12 protein-coding genes are annotated in these 15,447 nt (G+C 68.9%); 3 read left to right on the top strand and 9 right to left on the bottom strand.

The window, feature by feature from the left end:
- Window positions 1-3 precede the first annotated feature (3 nt).
- From guaA to BLR95_RS12530, 9 genes are all read right to left on the bottom strand, one after another.
- Window positions 4-1,560: a glutamine-hydrolyzing GMP synthase gene (gene guaA / locus BLR95_RS12570; RefSeq protein WP_092620723.1), complete on the bottom strand. Its 1,557-nt coding sequence runs from the start codon at window positions 1,558-1,560 to the stop codon at window positions 4-6.
- Between the two features lie 57 nt (window positions 1,561-1,617).
- The gene (locus BLR95_RS12565; protein ID WP_092620721.1) at window positions 1,618-2,976 is read right to left on the bottom strand and encodes an RsmB/NOP family class I SAM-dependent RNA methyltransferase; all 1,359 of its coding nucleotides are present in this window, start codon (window positions 2,974-2,976) and stop codon (window positions 1,618-1,620) included.
- The gene (gene guaB / locus BLR95_RS12560) at window positions 2,973-4,457 is read right to left on the bottom strand and encodes an IMP dehydrogenase (protein WP_092620719.1); all 1,485 of its coding nucleotides are present in this window, start codon (window positions 4,455-4,457) and stop codon (window positions 2,973-2,975) included. The genes BLR95_RS12565 and guaB overlap by 4 nt, the downstream gene beginning before the upstream one ends.
- Before the next feature lie 219 nt (window positions 4,458-4,676).
- Window positions 4,677-6,365: a patatin-like phospholipase family protein gene (locus BLR95_RS12555; protein ID WP_092620717.1), complete on the bottom strand. Its 1,689-nt coding sequence runs from the start codon at window positions 6,363-6,365 to the stop codon at window positions 4,677-4,679.
- A gap of 60 nt (window positions 6,366-6,425) precedes the next feature.
- The gene (locus BLR95_RS12550; protein ID WP_092620715.1) at window positions 6,426-7,157 is read right to left on the bottom strand and encodes an RlmE family RNA methyltransferase; all 732 of its coding nucleotides are present in this window, start codon (window positions 7,155-7,157) and stop codon (window positions 6,426-6,428) included.
- Window positions 7,157-8,224, bottom strand: a complete 1,068-nt coding sequence (locus BLR95_RS12545; RefSeq protein WP_245689511.1) for a Ppx/GppA phosphatase family protein — start codon at window positions 8,222-8,224, stop codon at window positions 7,157-7,159. Before BLR95_RS12545 ends, BLR95_RS12550 begins: the two co-directional genes overlap by 1 nt.
- 214 nt (window positions 8,225-8,438) lie before the next feature.
- Window positions 8,439-8,909: a thioredoxin domain-containing protein gene (locus BLR95_RS12540; protein WP_092620713.1), complete on the bottom strand. Its 471-nt coding sequence runs from the start codon at window positions 8,907-8,909 to the stop codon at window positions 8,439-8,441.
- A 76-nt stretch (window positions 8,910-8,985) separates the two neighbouring features.
- Window positions 8,986-9,879 (bottom strand): ADP-ribosyl-[dinitrogen reductase] hydrolase, encoded by an 894-nt coding sequence (gene draG / locus BLR95_RS12535; RefSeq protein ID WP_245689517.1) that lies wholly within the window; start codon window positions 9,877-9,879, stop codon window positions 8,986-8,988.
- Window positions 9,880-9,950: 71 nt separating this feature from the next.
- On the bottom strand, window positions 9,951-10,793 hold the full coding sequence (locus BLR95_RS12530; protein ID WP_092620860.1) for an NAD(+)--dinitrogen-reductase ADP-D-ribosyltransferase: 843 nt from the start codon (window positions 10,791-10,793) through the stop codon (window positions 9,951-9,953).
- 402 nt (window positions 10,794-11,195) lie between these two features.
- Between BLR95_RS12530 and nifH the strand changes: the two genes are divergently transcribed.
- From nifH to nifK, 3 genes are all read left to right on the top strand, one after another.
- On the top strand, window positions 11,196-12,083 hold the full coding sequence (gene nifH / locus BLR95_RS12525; RefSeq protein ID WP_092620711.1) for a nitrogenase iron protein: 888 nt from the start codon (window positions 11,196-11,198) through the stop codon (window positions 12,081-12,083).
- Window positions 12,084-12,167: 84 nt separating this feature from the next.
- The gene (nifD, locus tag BLR95_RS12520; RefSeq protein WP_092620709.1) at window positions 12,168-13,628 is read left to right on the top strand and encodes a nitrogenase molybdenum-iron protein alpha chain; all 1,461 of its coding nucleotides are present in this window, start codon (window positions 12,168-12,170) and stop codon (window positions 13,626-13,628) included.
- A gap of 48 nt (window positions 13,629-13,676) precedes the next feature.
- Window positions 13,677-15,212 carry a nitrogenase molybdenum-iron protein subunit beta gene (gene nifK, locus BLR95_RS12515; protein WP_092620707.1) on the top strand — a complete coding sequence of 512 codons (1,536 nt, stop codon included), beginning with the start codon at window positions 13,677-13,679 and terminating at the stop codon, window positions 15,210-15,212.
- Window positions 15,213-15,447: the final 235 nt, after the last annotated feature.

Here is a 15,447-nt window from a genome sequence, read left to right as displayed (position 1 = left end):
CCCTCACTCCCACTCAATGGTCCCCGGGGGCTTGCTGGTGATGTCGTAGGTCACCCGGTTCACCCCCTTCACCTCGTTGATGATGCGATTGGCGACGCGGCCGAGAAACGTGTGGTCGAAAGGGAAGTAGTCGGCCGTCATGCCGTCGCTGGAGGTGACGGCGCGCAGGGCCACCGCCTGATCGTAGCTGCGCGCGTCGCCCATCACCCCCACCGTACGCACCGGCAGCAGCACCGCGAAGGCCTGCCAGATGGCGTCGTACAGCCCGGCGCTCCTGATTTCCTCCAGATAGATGGCGTCCACCTTGCGCAGAAGGTCCAGCGCCTCGGCGGTCAGCGGCTGGCCGGGGATGCGGATGGCCAGCCCCGGCCCGGGGAAGGGATGACGGCCGACCATGGTTTCCGGCAGGCCCAGCTCGCGCCCCAGGGCCCGCACCTCGTCCTTGAACAGCTCGCGCAGGGGCTCGACCAGGGCCATGTTCATGCGCTCGGGCAGGCCGCCCACGTTGTGATGGCTCTTGATGGTGACGCTGGGCCCGCCGTGGAAGCTGACCGACTCGATCACGTCCGGGTAGAGCGTCCCCTGGGCCAGGAAGTCGGCCCCGCCGATGCGCCTGGCCTCTTCCTCGAAAACGTCGATGAAGGTGGCGCCGATGGTCTTGCGCTTCTTTTCGGGGTCGGTCTCGCCGGCCAGCTTGTCGAGGAACAGCGGCCCGGCGTCGACGGTCACCAGATTGATGTTGAAGCGGTCGCGGAAAACCTGCTCCACCTCGTCGCGCTCGCCCTGGCGCAACAGGCCGTGGTCGACGAAGACGCAGGTCAGCTGGCTGCCGATGGCCTCGTGCACCAAGGCGGCGACCACCGAGCTGTCCACCCCCCCGGAGAGCCCGCAGATCACCTTGCCGTCGCCCACCTGGGCCCGGATGCGGTCGATGGCCTCGGCCCGGAAGGCGGCCATGGTCCAGTCGCCGGCGCAGCCGCAGACGGTCTGCGTGAAGTTGCGCAAAAGCGCCGCGCCGTGCGGCGTGTGGACCACCTCGGGATGGAACTGCACGCCGTAGAAGCGCCGGGCATCGTCGGCGATGGCGGCGAAGGGGGCCCCCTCGCTGGTGCCGACCACGCGGAAGCCCTCGGGCAGGGCGTCGACCCGGTCGCCGTGGCTCATCCACACCTGCTCGCGGGCGCCCACCTCCCAGGTGTTCTCGAACAGCACGCAGGGTTCGGTGACGTCAAGGAAGGCGCGGCCGAACTCGCGGTGTTCGCCGCTGGCCACCCGGCCGCCCAGTTGCGCCACCATGGTCTGCTGGCCGTAGCAGATGCCGAGCACCGGCAGGCCCATGTCGAACAGCCCCTCGGGCGCCCGGGGGGTGTCGGCGGCGACCACCGAGGCCGGGCCGCCCGAGAGGATCACCCCCTTGGGGGCGAAGGCGCGGATCGACGCTTCGGTGGTGGCGTTGAAGGGGTGGATTTCGCAATAGACCCCGCCCTCGCGCACCCGCCGCGCAATGAGCTGGGTCACCTGGGAGCCGAAATCGATGATCAGAATGCGGTCGTGGTCCATGAAAGGCTCCGAATGGAAAGGCTCCGAAGTCGAGCGGTAGGGCGCCGTTTTGCGGTCTCAGCCCCGGCGGCGCAGCAGGGCGATGAAAAAGCCGTCGCAGCCATGGGCGTGAGCGCCCAGGCGCAGGAAGGGATCGTCGGGGTCGCCGGGATAGGCGCCCAGGTCACCGCGCCGCTCGCCCAGCGCCGCCCACACCCGGGCCGCGGGCAGGACCTCGAAGCGCGGCTGGCGGGCCAGGAAGGCGGTGACCTGGGCCGCGCCCTCGGCCTCGAGCAGGCTGCAGGTGGCGTAGATCACCCGGCCGCCCCGGCGCACCAGCCCGGCCGCCGTGTCGAGCAGTCCGGCCTGGGTGGCCCGCAGGCGTTCCAGGTCGGCCTGGGTCAGGCGCCAGCGCTGGGCCGGCTGACGGCGCCAGGTGCCGCTGCCCGAGCACGGGGCATCGACCAGCACGCGGGCGAACTTGCCGGCGTTGCGGTCGGCCCAGCGGTCGTTTTCGCGCAGGTGGTGACGGGTGATGACCGTGGCCCCGGCCCGTTTGGCCCGCCCTGCCCCCTGGTCGAGCCGCCGCTTGTCCACATCCAGCGCCACCAGACGCCCGCTGTTGGCCATGCTGGCGGCCAGCGCCAGGCTCTTGCCGCCGGCCCCGGCGCACAGGTCGGCCACCGGCTGGTGGGGCCGGGCGTCGGTGAGCAGGGCGCAGAGCTGGGCCGAGGTGTCCTGCACCTCGACCAGCCCGTCGCGGTAGGGCGCGGCAGCGGGCAGGTTGGGCCGCCCCTCGACCGCGATGGCCCACGGCGACAGGTCGAGCGGCCGGGCCTCGATGCCGGCCTCGGCGAGGGCGGCGAGGGCCGTCGCGCGGTCGGCCTTCAGGGTGTTGACGCGCAGCACCGTGCCGGCCGGATCGCGCTGGGCGGCCAGCTCGTCGGCGGCCGCCGCGCCGAGCCCCCGGGCCGCCTCCTCGGCCAGCCAGGCCGGGCATTCCAGGGCGACATGGGGGGGCAGATCGGCCGCCTCCAGGGGCTGGCCGGCGAGCACCTCCAACAGGTCGCGCTCGGCCGGCGAGAGCGGCGGCGGGGCGTGCGGGCCGCCGTCGAACAGCCCTTCCACCGCGCCCGGGGCCAGACCATCGGCCAGCATCAGGTCGGCCAGCACGAAGGGGCGGCCAGCCAGCCAGGGGGCGCTGTCACCGGCCCCCTCCCCGGTCGCCTCGGCCACGCCGGCGCGGGCCAGGGCATGGGCGAGGCGGGCCCGGCGGCGGACCACGCCCCACACCCGCTCGGCGATGGCCCGGCGGTCCTTGGCGCCGATGAAGCGGCGGGCGCGGAAATAGGCCGAGAGCAGGTCATCGGCCGCCGGCGCCCCGGGCAGGGCGTCGAGAAGCTCGATGGCCGCGGCCAGACGGGCCGCCGGGGTCACGAGTTGTCGACCCGGTAGTTGGGCGCCTCGCGGGTGATGGCCACGTCGTGGACATGGCTTTCCCGGTAGCCCGAGGCGGTGATGCGCCGGAAGGTGCAGCCGGTCTGCATCTCGGCGATGGTGCGGTTGCCGGTGTAGCCCATGGCCGACTTGAGGCCACCCAGCAACTGGTGCAGCACCCCGCCCACCGGGCCCTTGTAGGGGACCCGGCCCTCGATCCCCTCGGGGACCAGCTTGAGGGAATCGCGCACCTCCTGCTGGAAGTAGCGGTCGGCCGAGCCACGGGCCATGGCGCCCAGCGACCCCATGCCGCGATAGCTTTTGTAGCTGCGGCCCTGGTAGAGGATCACCTCGCCCGGGCTTTCCTCGGTGCCGGCCAGCAGCGAGCCGATCATCACGCAATCGGCCCCGGCGGCGATGGCCTTGGCGATGTCGCCGGAGAACTTGATGCCGCCGTCGCCGATCACCGGGACGTCGGACTTGCGGGCCTCCTCGACGCTCTCCAGGATGGCCGTCAACTGGGGCACCCCGACCCCGGCGACGATGCGGGTGGTGCAAATGGAGCCCGGGCCGATGCCCACCTTGACGGCGTCGGCCCCAGCATCGATCAGGGCCCGGGTGCCTTCCGGGGTGGCCACGTTGCCGGCGATCACCTGGGCGTCGTTGGAGATCGCCTTGATGCGCTCAATGGTTCCCAGCACCCCCTTGGAGTGGCCGTGCGCGGTATCGACCACCACCACGTCCACCCCGGCGCCGATCAGCGCCTGGGCCCGGCTGACCCCGTCCGCGCCGACCCCGGTGGCGGCGGCGACGCGCAGGCGGCCCTTTTCGTCCTTGCAGGCGTGCGGGTGGTTGATCGCCTTCTCGATGTCCTTGACCGTGATCAGGCCGATGCAGCGATAGTCCTTGTCGACCACCAGCAGCTTTTCGATGCGGTGGCGGTGCAGAAGCTGCTTGGCCTCCTCCTGGCCCACCCCCTCGCGCACGGTGATCAGGTTTTCCGAGGTCATCAGGCCGCGCACCGGCTGATGGGGGTCGCTGGCGAAGCGCACGTCGCGGTTGGTCAGGATGCCGACCAGCCGTTCCGTCCCCGGCTCGACCACCGGAATGCCGCTGATGTGGTTGTGGTCCATCATCTGAAGGGCCTCGGCCAGGGTCTGGTCGGGGCCGATGGTCAGCGGGTTGACCACCATGCCGGACTCGAAGCGCTTGACCCGGCGCACCTCCTCGGCCTGGGCCTCGATGTCGAGGTTCTTGTGGATCACCCCGAGGCCACCGGCCTGGGCCATGGCAATCGCCAGACTGGCCTCGGTGACCGTGTCCATGGCCGAGGAGATCAGGGGAATGCCGAGGTTGATGCGCCGTGTCAGGCGGGTGGCGGTGCTGACCTGGTTGGGCAGCACCTCGGAGGCGGCCGGGACCAGGAGCACATCATCGAAGGTATAGGCTTCGCGGAAGGGGGACGGGGCGGGGGCGGACATGACACCTCGAGCAGGCGGGAATGTGGCGGGCCGCGATCGGTCGCGGACCCCGGGCGGCCGCGCCCCTGTCAACAGGGGAGAAACGGCGGGCGCCGGACGGACCCGGCCAACACGGACGGGCGCCGTCCCGGGGGAGGCGTTGACAAAAGGGGAAAGGCGCCGCCAGCGGGGTGCGCCTCACTATACACGCCTGCCCGCCGATGCCAAGGGAAGGTCTGCTCAGCCGCGCAGCAGGTGGCGCCGCCTGAGGTCGTCCTTGACCGTGGCGCCGATCTGGTCGAGCACCTTGCCCCGGGCGAGCAGGCGCCAACCCAGCCCGACCGCCTGCCGACCCCACCAGCCGAGGCCCGACTCGGCGATCAGCGCCTTGGTCACGGCATCGGCGCGGCGCTTCAGGGGCGCCTTCAGGGCCTCCAGCTCGGCGGTGCTCAGGGCCGGCCAGGTTTCCTCGCGCCAGGCTTCGGCGGCCAGGGTGCCAAGCAGTGGCACCACCGGCAGGAACTGGTTGCCCGGCCCCCGGCCGAGGCTGCTTTTCAGGCCGGGCTCCCAGCCGTCGAACAGCGGGTTGCGGTGGTCCAGCACCAGATGGCGCTGAAGGAAGCGCTGGCAGTTGTAGCGCCCCAGGAAATAGTCGTGGCGGCGGAAGGATTCGGCCAGGAAGCCGCCGAAACCGCCCAGGCTGCCACAGGCCAGGGCCATGTCGCCGGTGTGGCGCTGGCCGTGGTCCCAGCGCACCGGGGCGATCATGAAGCGGCTGTAGGTGTCGCCGGCGGCGGCCAGGGCCAGCTCGTCGGGCTTGAAGCGGGCCTGCTGCTTCCAGGCGGTCAACAGGCGGCCCGGCACCCGGGTCAGCCGGGTGTCGTTGAAGGGCGCCTCGACGCGGTCGTTGGGGAACGGATCGACCAGCACCACCGCCCGGTGGGCCTCGGTGGCGCGGCGCGGGTTGCGGGCGCACGGGCTGCCGGCCAGGGCCCGGCGGACCAGCTCGAAGGGCTCGTTGTTGACCACCCCGCCGTCGACATGGCTGGCCGCGAAGTCGTCCTGGGTCAACCGGGTGGCCAGATGGCCGGGATGGCAACAGGCGTCGGGGTGGGCCTCGTCGCCGCCCGGGAAGGGCCATTCCAGGGCCTCGAACTCGGCCCGCTGGCGGACCACCGAGCGCGCCTTGAGGCCGAGCGGGAAGGCGCTGGTGGCCAACGCCGCCTGCCCCAGCAGACCCCACGACTCGGCCGCCCCGTCGCGGCTCGGGTCCAGGCGGTGGACGCCGGGGCCGGCCGGGGTATCGCCCAGGGTGAAGGCCAGATGGTCGGCGTGGCGCCACATCAGGTCGCGCTGGCCGTCCTCGAAGGCCAGGCTGTAGGGCACCCCGGCCAGACTGGTGGTGGTGATGAAAACCTCCAGCGGGTCGGCCAGCCAGGCGGGCTTGGGGCCGCCGCCGGGGATGTCCAGGGCCTGGGCGGTCAGACGGTCGAGCACCGTGCAATCGAGCAGGCTTTCCGGCGCCGCGCCCTCGGTCAGGTCGTCGGTGTTCAGAAGCTGGCGGATGTCGATGCCGCTGACCCAGGCCCGGTAAAGGGGGTTGGCGTCCTCCGGGTTGGCCGGCGGGCGCGGCTGGGGCTGCCACGGCTGGCGCAGGGCGGAGCTCAAGATGGCGGCGCAGATGCCGCCGGCCGAGGTGCCCGACAGCGCCTTCAGCCGCACCTGATGCGAGGGCACGGTCCACTTGTGGGGCGGCTTGCCGGTTTGCCGCTGGGCCTCCTTCTCGGCCTCCCAGGCGTTCAGGGCCTCGATCAGGAAGTCGACCACCCCGGCCGAGTAGGCACCGGCGGAGACCGCCCCGGCCATGGCCAACCCAAGTTCGAAGGTCCCGGGCTCGGCGGCCCGGGGCGCGGCGTTGTGCTCACTCATGGCCCGCTCCCCCTGTGCTTGATCAAAGACCCCATTCCACACCGGACCGTCCCGGCCCCCTCATGACCCTTCCCGGTCGTCGCGACGCCGGAAACCCTGGGCGATGACGTAGATCTCGGCCGAGTCCTTGCGGCTGGCCGGCGGCTTGGCGTGGCGGACCACCCGGCAGGCCCGCTTCATGCGCTCCAGCAGGGCGGTTTCGGTGCCGCCCTGGAAAACCTTGCCGACAAAGGCGCCGCCCTCGTCCAGCACCTCCTCGGCGAAGTCCCAGGCCACCTCCAGCATGGCCATGATGCGCAGGTGATCGGTCTGGGCGTGGCCGGTGGTTGGCGCCGCCATGTCCGAGAGCACCAGATCGGCCGGGCCGTCGAGCGCCGCCTTGAGGGCCGCCGGAGCCTCGGGGTCGAGGAAGTCCATGGTCAGGCAGGTGGCGCCGGGCACCCCTTCCCATTCCAGGATGTCGAGGCCGACCACCCGCCCCTTGCCCTCGGTGGCGCCGGTTTTGGCGACCGCCACCTGGGTCCAGCCGCCGGGCGCCGCGCCCAGATCGACGATGCGCAGGCCGGGGCGCAGGAACTGGTAGCGCTCGTCCAGTTCGAGCAGCTTGTAGGCGGCCCGCGAGCGCCAGCCGTCGGCCTTGGCGGCCTTGACGTAGGGGTCGTTGAGTTGGCGTTGCAGCCAGCGGGTCGAGCTGGGCTTGCGGCCGCGCGCCGTCTTGACGCGCTGGGTCAGGCCACGGTCGCCGGGACCGCGCCCGGTCGGGCCGGCGGAGGAACGGGAACCCCGGGCCATCAGGCGGTCTCCCCTTCGGCCCGGCTGCGGTCGCGGTCCATCAGCTCGAGCAGCAGCCCCTCGCGCACCCCGCGGTCGGCGATGCGCAGGCTGCCCACCGGCCACACCGTGCAGATGGCCTCCAGGATGGCGCAGCCGGCCAGCACCAGATCGGCCCGCTGGCGACCAATGCAGGGGATGGCGGCGCGCGAGGCGTGACTCATCAGGGAGAGTTTGTGGCTGATCTCGAACACGGTTTTGAAATCCAGTCTCAGGCCGTCCACCTTGAAGCGGTTGTAGCGCGGCAAATCAAGGGCGATGCCGCCCAGCGTGGTCACCGTGCCCGAGGTGCCCAGCATCTGCACCTCGCCCCTGGCGATCGCCGCGCCGATGTCGTGCGCCGCCTCGAAGGGCCCCAGCAGGTTGGCCACATGCTCGGCCACCGCCTCGTACAGGCGCCGGGTCAGGTCGCCGCCGCCGCAATCCTCGCTGACCGTGACCACGCCCAAGGGCAGGCTGGCGAAGCCCTCCACCTGATCGATGCCCTTGTCGCACAGGCGCACCCACAAAAGCTCGGTGCTACCGCCGCCGATGTCGAAGACCAGGGCCCGCGGACGGTCCTCCTCGAGCAGGGCCGAACAGCCGGCCAGGGCCAGACGGGCTTCCTCGTCGGCGCTGATGATTTCCAGCTCCAGCCCGACCTCGGCGCGCACCCGCTCCAGGAAATGGTCGCAGTTGGCGGCCCGCCGGCAGGCCTCGGTGGCGACGTTGCGGGCATGGGTGACGCCGCGCCGCTGCATCTTGTCGACGCACCGCTTCAGCGCCTCCACCGTGCGGTCCATGGCCGAGCGGCTGAGCAACCCACTGCCGGCCAGCCCCTCGCCCAGGCGGGTGATGCGCGAATAGCTGTCGACCACCCGGAACTGCTCGGGCTGGGAAAAGCCGCGCTCGCCACCGCCGCGCTGCGGCCGGGCGATCAGCATGCGGCAGTTGTTGGTGCCCAGGTCGATGGCCGCATAGACATTGTCGGCCGCCGTCTCCGGCGACTCGAGCGTGCCTCCTGCTACCGTCTGATCCTGCTCGTGCACCGACCGGAATGCCTCGCATTTTATGAAATTTTTCGTGAAATCCACCCGTGAATCCAACGCGGACACCCACGGCGATCCACCATCGACAGAGTCTAGCCCCCTTGGCGCGGCTTGAAAACGTCTGTCCACCGGGCGCCGGGAGGCTTCCCTGGAGCCGAGAGCAGAGCGTGCGAAATTTGAAGCGCTCCGCGATTCACATTTCGCACGGTCTGCTTTAGGCACCGCAGCGGGCCTGGGAATCCTGGAAGCGGTCCTGACAGCCCTCGACCACATCCATGTAGGGACAGGTCTGCACATCGCCCTTGAGGTCGCAGCCCTTTTCCAGGCCGATCCAGGCATCCACCTCACGCAGGTCGAAACCGCAGCGGAACTCTCCGCCCGCCTCCATCAGCGGGCGGCGGATCAGCAGCGGGTCGGCGCACAGGGCGGCCAGGGCGCGGGCCCGGTCGGCCGGGGTATCGCTGAAGCTGGCTGGATCGACCTCGCCCGACTTGACCCGGGTCGCCGCCGGGTTGAACCAACGGGCCACCGGCAGGGTCTCAAGGAACGGGGCCAGGATTTCCGGACTCCAGCACTCGGCCAGCAGGTCGTGGGCCTCCACGGTGTGGCCGGCCTCGGCCAGCATCACCTTCTGCCGGGTGTTGTTGTGGCATCCGGGTCGTTCGTGAAAAATCACATGCGCCATGAAAGTGTCGGTTCCCGCCCCTGTTCGCTGTGCGCGGCGCGACCTTTCGGGCTCACCGCCCCCCGGTGAAGTCGGGTCAGGCGGAGAACGCCAACTCGACCAGGGCATCCACCTGGCCGCGGACCTCGGCCGCCACCGCCTTGTCCAGTTTGCCGAGCCAGGCCCGGGGAATGGCCGCCGCCCCCCAGGTCGCCCCGGCCAGCATGCCGGCCAGCGCGCCGGTGGTATCGGCATCCCCGCCCTGATTCACCGTATCCGTAACACAAGTGCGAAAATTGTCTGAGCGAAAATAGAAGGCCAGCACGGTCTGAACGGTATCAACCACATAGGCGCTGGAGTGGCCCCGGTAGGGCTCGAAGCGGAAGGTCTTGTGCTGGGCCACCAGGGCGCTGGCGTGGCGCCTGACATCGGCCATGCCGCCGCCGGTCAGAAGGTCGGCGACCATGTCGGCGAAGACCACCGTGGCGGCGTCGGACAGCGGGTGGTGGTGGGTGACGTGCCCCTGCACCACCGACCAGTGGTGACGGGCCTCGGCATCGCCGGCCAGGGCGATGGCCACCGGCAGGTTGCGCATCAGGGCGCCGTTGCCGGCGTCGCCCTCGTTCATCGGGCCGGCCACCGAGCCTTCCAGGATGTAGCGCCGGATGCCGCGCCGGGTGGTGTGCCCCACATCCACCGGCACGCTTTTCAGCCAGCCGGCGAAGGCGTCGCAGATGTGCTCGGCCCGCCAGTCGCCGACGTGGTCGACCAGGGCGCGGCCCAGGGCCAGCGCCATCTCGGTGTCGTCGGTCACCTGGCCGGGCTTGAGGTTCAGCCAGCCGCCGCCGGTCATTTTCTGGTGGATGCCGTGGCGCTGTTCGATCTCGCGGCGGGTCATGAACTCGACCGTGGCGCCCAGGGCGTCGCCCACCGCCAAGCCAAGGAAGGCGCCCAGCGCCCGGTCATGGAACAGGGTGCGGTCACAGGTCAGGGTCAAGGCGGCATGTCTCCATTGCTTCAGGCCGTCGGGGTTTCAGGCAGTCGGGATTTCAGGCTGGGGGCTTAAAGATAGCTGGTCTCCACCCGGTAGGTGCCACCGATGACCAGCACCTCGCTTTCCGCCTTCAGGGGGTGGCTGGGCAGCAGGCCGGAAAAGAACAGCACCTTCACCGCCGGCACCTGCGCCGTCATGATGGTATCGCCGAAGCAATCGGCGGTCTCGCGCTCGGTGCTGAACGAGACGACGCTGTTCATGCGCACCACCGCCTGACGCTTGGACGGCCGATCCAGCACCTGATGCTCGGCGAAGTCGTTGACCGCCCGGTACAGCTCCAGATGCCGCCGCCCCTTCAGGACAAAGCGCCTGAGGGCCCATTGGCAGAATTCATAGACCAGATCGAGCTGGCTCTGGATGGCGTTGTTGTGAAAGCGCGAGGACATCTTCTCCTCGACATAGCCGATCCAGGGCTGGCCGGACAGCCGGCGGATCGGCGCCTTGTGGTAGGTCGGGAAGAGACCGAAGCGGCTTTCCGCCCAGCCCTTGATGACCGCCCCTTCCGGGCCGTTGGAATCATATCCCCAGCCACGCAACAGCCGCAGGTAGGACGACCGGTAGCGGCGCGCCCCGTCCTCGCGGCGACCGATCTTGCGCTCGCGCTGCTCGGGGTCGATGCCGAACACCGCCATCATGTAGGCGTGAAAGGCCTCGCCGGCCTCGGGCAGGGTTTCGGCCAGACCCAGCATCTCGAACAGGCGCGGATGCATCTCGCGCACCCCGGCCAGCGACAGACCGATGGGATGGTCGTTGAAGGCCAGCGAGGCCAACAACTCGGTGGGGATGCCGAGCAGGTTGGTGGAATGGCCGATGGGGGCGGTGGGGGTGGTGGGATCGGACGGGGCTGCCATGGTGCGCAAGGGTAAGCAAATTCCGTGCAATCGGACAGAGGGCTCGGTTTTCCGTCCTCCGGTGGGCTCCCGGGGCCTTGGCGGTGTCAGGGGTGCGACAGCCTTGGCTTCGCTTTGTCGGCTTTCCAACAGCCCGTCGAAACCGACACGGCCGCCAATTCCCGCAATCCTATCAGACCACTAGAGAGTCCCCACCGGCACTCGGGGCAATTGGCACGCGGCTTGCTGCAAAGACCGGCGAGCCGGGATGCCGGGCGACACGACGAGCTTTCTCACAAGACGTCACCGCGCACGACAGCCCAGACATGAAACCACGTTCCACCCCATGCGCGGGGCCCTCGATGTGAGAGGGACGGGCCGGCCGGCCCCTTCGCGCCGAAACCTGGATAAGGAGAAGTTCCCATGGCCAAGCCCCGTCAGATCGCTTTCTACGGCAAGGGCGGTATCGGCAAGTCGACCACCTCGCAGAACACCCTGGCCGCCCTGGTCGAGCTGGAGCAGCAGATCCTGATCGTCGGCTGCGACCCGAAGGCTGACTCGACCCGCCTGATCCTCAACACCAAGCTGCAGGACACCGTGCTGCACCTGGCCGCCGAGGCCGGCAGCGTCGAGGATCTGGACGTCGAGGACGTGGTCAAGATCGGCTACCAGGGCATCCGCTGCGCCGAGTCCGGCGGCCCCGAGCCGGGCGTCGGCTGTGCCGGCCGTGGCGTCATCACCGCCATCAACTTCCTGGAAGAGAACGGCGCCTACGACGACGTCGACTACGTCTCCTACGACGTGCTGGGCGACGTGGTGTGCGGCGGCTTCGCCATGCCGATCCGCGAGAACAAGGCCCAGGAAATCTACATCGTCATGTCCGGCGAGATGATGGCCCTGTACGCCGCCAACAACATCGCCAAGGGCATCCTGAAGTACGCCCACTCGGGCGGCGTGCGCCTGGGCGGCCTGATCTGCAACGAGCGCAAGACCGACCGCGAGCTGGATCTGGCCGAGGAACTGGCCAAGAAGCTGGGCACCACGCTGACCCACTTCGTGCCGCGCGACAACATCGTGCAGCGCGCCGAGCTGCGTCGCCAGACCGTCATCCAGTACGCCCCGGACAGCCAGCAGGCCAACGAGTACCGCCAACTGGCCCAGAAGATCCATAACAACTCGGGCAAGGGCGTCGTCCCCACCCCGGTGACCATGGACGAGCTCGAGGACATGCTGCTCGACTTCGGCATCATGAAGACCGAGGAGCAGGAACTGGCCGAGGCGGCCCGCCTGGAAGCCGCCGCCAACGCCTAAGGGCGCCGATTTCCGGGAAGGCGGCAGCCTGTCCGCCGCCTTCCCGCCCCCCCTCAACAATCCCCGGTTCGGGAGTCCCCTGACATGAGCCTCGACACCCCCATCGACCAGGCCCGCCACGACCAGATCATCGAGGAGGTGCTGGCGGCCTACCCTGAAAAGGCGGCCAAGAAGCGCCGTCGCCACCTGACCACCGCCCAGGCGGGCGAGGGCGATGAAGCCCCCTCCTGCGGGGTCAAGTCCAACGTCAAGTCCATCCCCGGCGTGATGACCATCCGCGGCTGTGCCTATGCCGGCTCGAAGGGTGTGGTCTGGGGTCCGGTGAAGGACATGGTGCACATCAGCCATGGTCCGGTCGGCTGCGGCCACTATTCCTGGTCCCAGCGCCGCAACTACTACACCGGCACCACCGGCGTGGACAGCTTCGTCACCATGCAGGTGACCTCCGACTTCCAGGAGCGCGACATCGTCTTTGGCGGTGACAAGAAGCTGGGCACCATGATCGACGAGATCTACGAGCTGTTCCCGCTGGCCAACGGCATCTCGGTGCAGTCGGAATGCCCGATCGGCCTGATCGGCGACGACATCGAGGCGGTCGGCAAGGCCAAGACCCAGGAAACCGGCAAGGCCGTCATCCCGGTGCGTTGCGAGGGTTTCCGCGGGGTTTCCCAGTCGCTGGGCCACCACATCGCCAACGACGCCATCCGCGACCACGTGCTGGACAAGGTCGAGGGCTCGGACTTCACCCCCGGCCCCTACGACGTCACCATCATCGGCGACTACAACATCGGCGGTGACGCCTGGGCCAGCCGCATCCTGCTGGAAGAGATGGGCCTGCGGGTCATCTCGTCCTGGTCGGGCGACGCCACCCTGAAGGAAATGGCCAACGCGCCCAAGGGCAAGCTGAACCTGATCCACTGCTACCGGTCGATGAACTACATCTGCCGGCACATGGAAGAGACCTACAATATTCCGTGGATGGAATATAACTTCTTCGGCCCCAGCCAGATCGAGGCCAGCCTGCGCAAGATCGCGGCCCACTTCGACGCCGCGATCCAGGAAAAGGCCGAGGCCGTGATCGCCAAGTACCGGCCGATGGTCGATGCCATCAACGCCAAGTACAAGCCGCGCCTGGAAGGCAAGACGGTGATGCTGTACGTCGGCGGCCTGCGTCCGCGCCACGTCATCGGCGCCTACGAGGACCTGGGCATGGAAGTGGTCGGCACCGGTTACGAGTTCGCCCACAACGACGACTACAAGCGCACCGGCGAGTACATCAAGCAGGGCACCCTGGTCTATGACGACGTCACCGGCTACGAGCTGGAGAAGTTCATCGAGCAGGTGCGCCCCAACCTGGTCGGCTCGGGCATCAAGGAGAAGTACGCCATCCAGAAGATGGGCGTGCCCTTCCGCCAGATGCACTCGTGGGACTACTCGGGCCCGTATCACGGCTACGACGGCTACGCCATCTTCGCCCGCGACATGGACCTGGCCATCAACAACCCGGTGTGGAGCCGCATGACGGCGCCCTGGAAGGCGGCCTGACCGCCTTCCCCCGCCCCCCTCTAAAGGCTTCACCTAGGAGTTCTTCCCATGCCACAGAGCGCTGAAAAAATCCTCGACCACAAGACGTTGTTCCGCGAACCCGAATATCAGGAGATGTTCGCCGACAAGCGGGCCAACTTCGAGTGCCGCCCCTCGGCCGAGAAGGTCCAGGAAATCGCCGATTGGACCAAGTCCTGGGACTATCGGGAAAAGAACCTGGCCCGCACCGTGCTGACGGTGAACCCGGCCAAGGCCTGCCAGCCGCTGGGCGCGGTCTTCGCGGCGGCCGGCTTCGAGGGCACCCTGTCCTTCGTGCACGGCTCGCAGGGCTGCGTCGCCTACTACCGCAGCCACCTGTCGCGCCACTTCAAGGAGCCCTCGTCGGCCGTTTCCTCCTCGATGACCGAGGACGCGGCGGTGTTCGGCGGGCTGGCCAACCTGGTCGACGGGCTGGCCAACGCCTACGCCCTGTATGATCCGAAGATGATCGCCATCAGCACCACCTGCATGGCCGAGGTGATCGGCGACGATCTCAACTCGTTCATCATCCAGGCCAAGGACAAGGGCTCGGTGCCGCAGGACTTCCCGGTGCCGTTCGCCCACACCCCGGCCTTCGTCGGCAGCCACACCACCGGCTTCGACAACATGATCAAGGGCATCCTCTCCAACTTCTGGGACGAGGCCGAGCGCAGCGAAACCGAGAGCATCAACATCATCCCCGGCTTCGACGGCTACGCGGTGGCCAACAACCGGGAGCTGGTCCGCATGCTGGACCTGATGGAGGTGCCGCACACCCTGATCTGTGACGTCTCCGACGTCTTCGACACGCCGGCCAACGGCGAGTTCGAGATGTACGCCGGCGGCACCACCCTGGAGGACACCAAGGCCGCCCTGAACGCCAAGGCCACGGTGTCGCTGCAGGCCGCCTGCTCCAAGGAGACGCTGAAGTACTGCGAGGCCAAGGGCCAGGAGACGGTCGCCCTCAACTACCCGATGGGCGTGGCCGGCACCGACCGCTTCCTGATGAAGATGAGCGAGCTTTCGGGCAAGCCCATCCCCGCGGCCCTGGAGCTGGAGCGCGGCCGTCTGGTCGACGCCATGGCCGACAGCCAGTCGTGGCTGCACGGCAAGAAGATGGCCATCTACGGCGATCCGGACTTCGTGCTGGGCATGACCGAGTTCCTGCTGGAACTGGGGGTGGAGCCGGTGCACTGCCTGTCGACCAACGGCGGCAAGCCGTGGGCCAAGCAGATGCAGGCCCTGCTCGACAGCTCGCCCTTCGGGGCCGGCGCCCAGGTCTGGGCGGGCAAGGATCTGTGGCACCTGCACTCGCTGCTGGCCACCGAGCCGGCCGACTTCCTGATCGGCAACAGCCACGGCAAGAGCCTCGAGCGGGATCTGGGCATCCCCCTGATCCGCCTGACCTTCCCGATCTTCGACCGGCACCACCACCACCGCTTCCCGACCTTCGGCTACCAGGGCGGTCTGCGCGTGCTGGTGACCCTGCTCGACAAGATCTTCGACGAGATGGACCGCGACACCGGCACCCCGGGCGGCGACATCAGCTTCGATCTGACCCGCTAGAGCACGTCGCGTTTATCCGGGGTCACAAAGCGACCCCGGATAAACGCGAGGCCGTGCTCTAAATCATTGAATCAAGAGCAGATTCACGCGCCCAATCTGAATCGCCTAGCGATTCAGATTGGGCGCGATCTGCTCTAGGTTCTGGACTCATAATCCCGCATCCAGAGTCGTGTTGAAGCCAACATGACAGCGGCCAAGAAGTTCTGTGCCGACTTTTCGAAGCGGGTGGCGATCC

Origin of the sequence: Roseospirillum parvum (assembly GCF_900100455.1) — a bacterium.
GTDB lineage: Bacteria > Pseudomonadota > Alphaproteobacteria > Rhodospirillales > Rhodospirillaceae > Roseospirillum > Roseospirillum parvum.
The sequence above is the reverse complement of the archived record's forward strand: the minus strand, read 5'-3'. Positions and strand labels throughout refer to the sequence as shown.

Coding starts and splice junctions, on each gene's coding strand:
- guaA (WP_092620723.1), bottom strand. CDS start 1,560: ATGGACCACGACCGCATTCTGATCATCGATTTCGGCTCCCAGGTGACC.
- guaB (WP_092620719.1), bottom strand. CDS start 4,457: ATGTCCGCCCCCGCCCCGTCCCCCTTCCGCGAAGCCTATACCTTCGAT.
- BLR95_RS12555 (WP_092620717.1), bottom strand. CDS start 6,365: ATGAGTGAGCACAACGCCGCGCCCCGGGCCGCCGAGCCCGGGACCTTC.
- BLR95_RS12550 (WP_092620715.1), bottom strand. CDS start 7,157: ATGGCCCGGGGTTCCCGTTCCTCCGCCGGCCCGACCGGGCGCGGTCCC.
- BLR95_RS12540 (WP_092620713.1), bottom strand. CDS start 8,909: ATGGCGCATGTGATTTTTCACGAACGACCCGGATGCCACAACAACACC.
- BLR95_RS12530 (WP_092620860.1), bottom strand. CDS start 10,793: ATGGCAGCCCCGTCCGATCCCACCACCCCCACCGCCCCCATCGGCCAT.
- nifH (WP_092620711.1), top strand. CDS start 11,196: ATGGCCAAGCCCCGTCAGATCGCTTTCTACGGCAAGGGCGGTATCGGC.
- nifD (WP_092620709.1), top strand. CDS start 12,168: ATGAGCCTCGACACCCCCATCGACCAGGCCCGCCACGACCAGATCATC.
- nifK (WP_092620707.1), top strand. CDS start 13,677: ATGCCACAGAGCGCTGAAAAAATCCTCGACCACAAGACGTTGTTCCGC.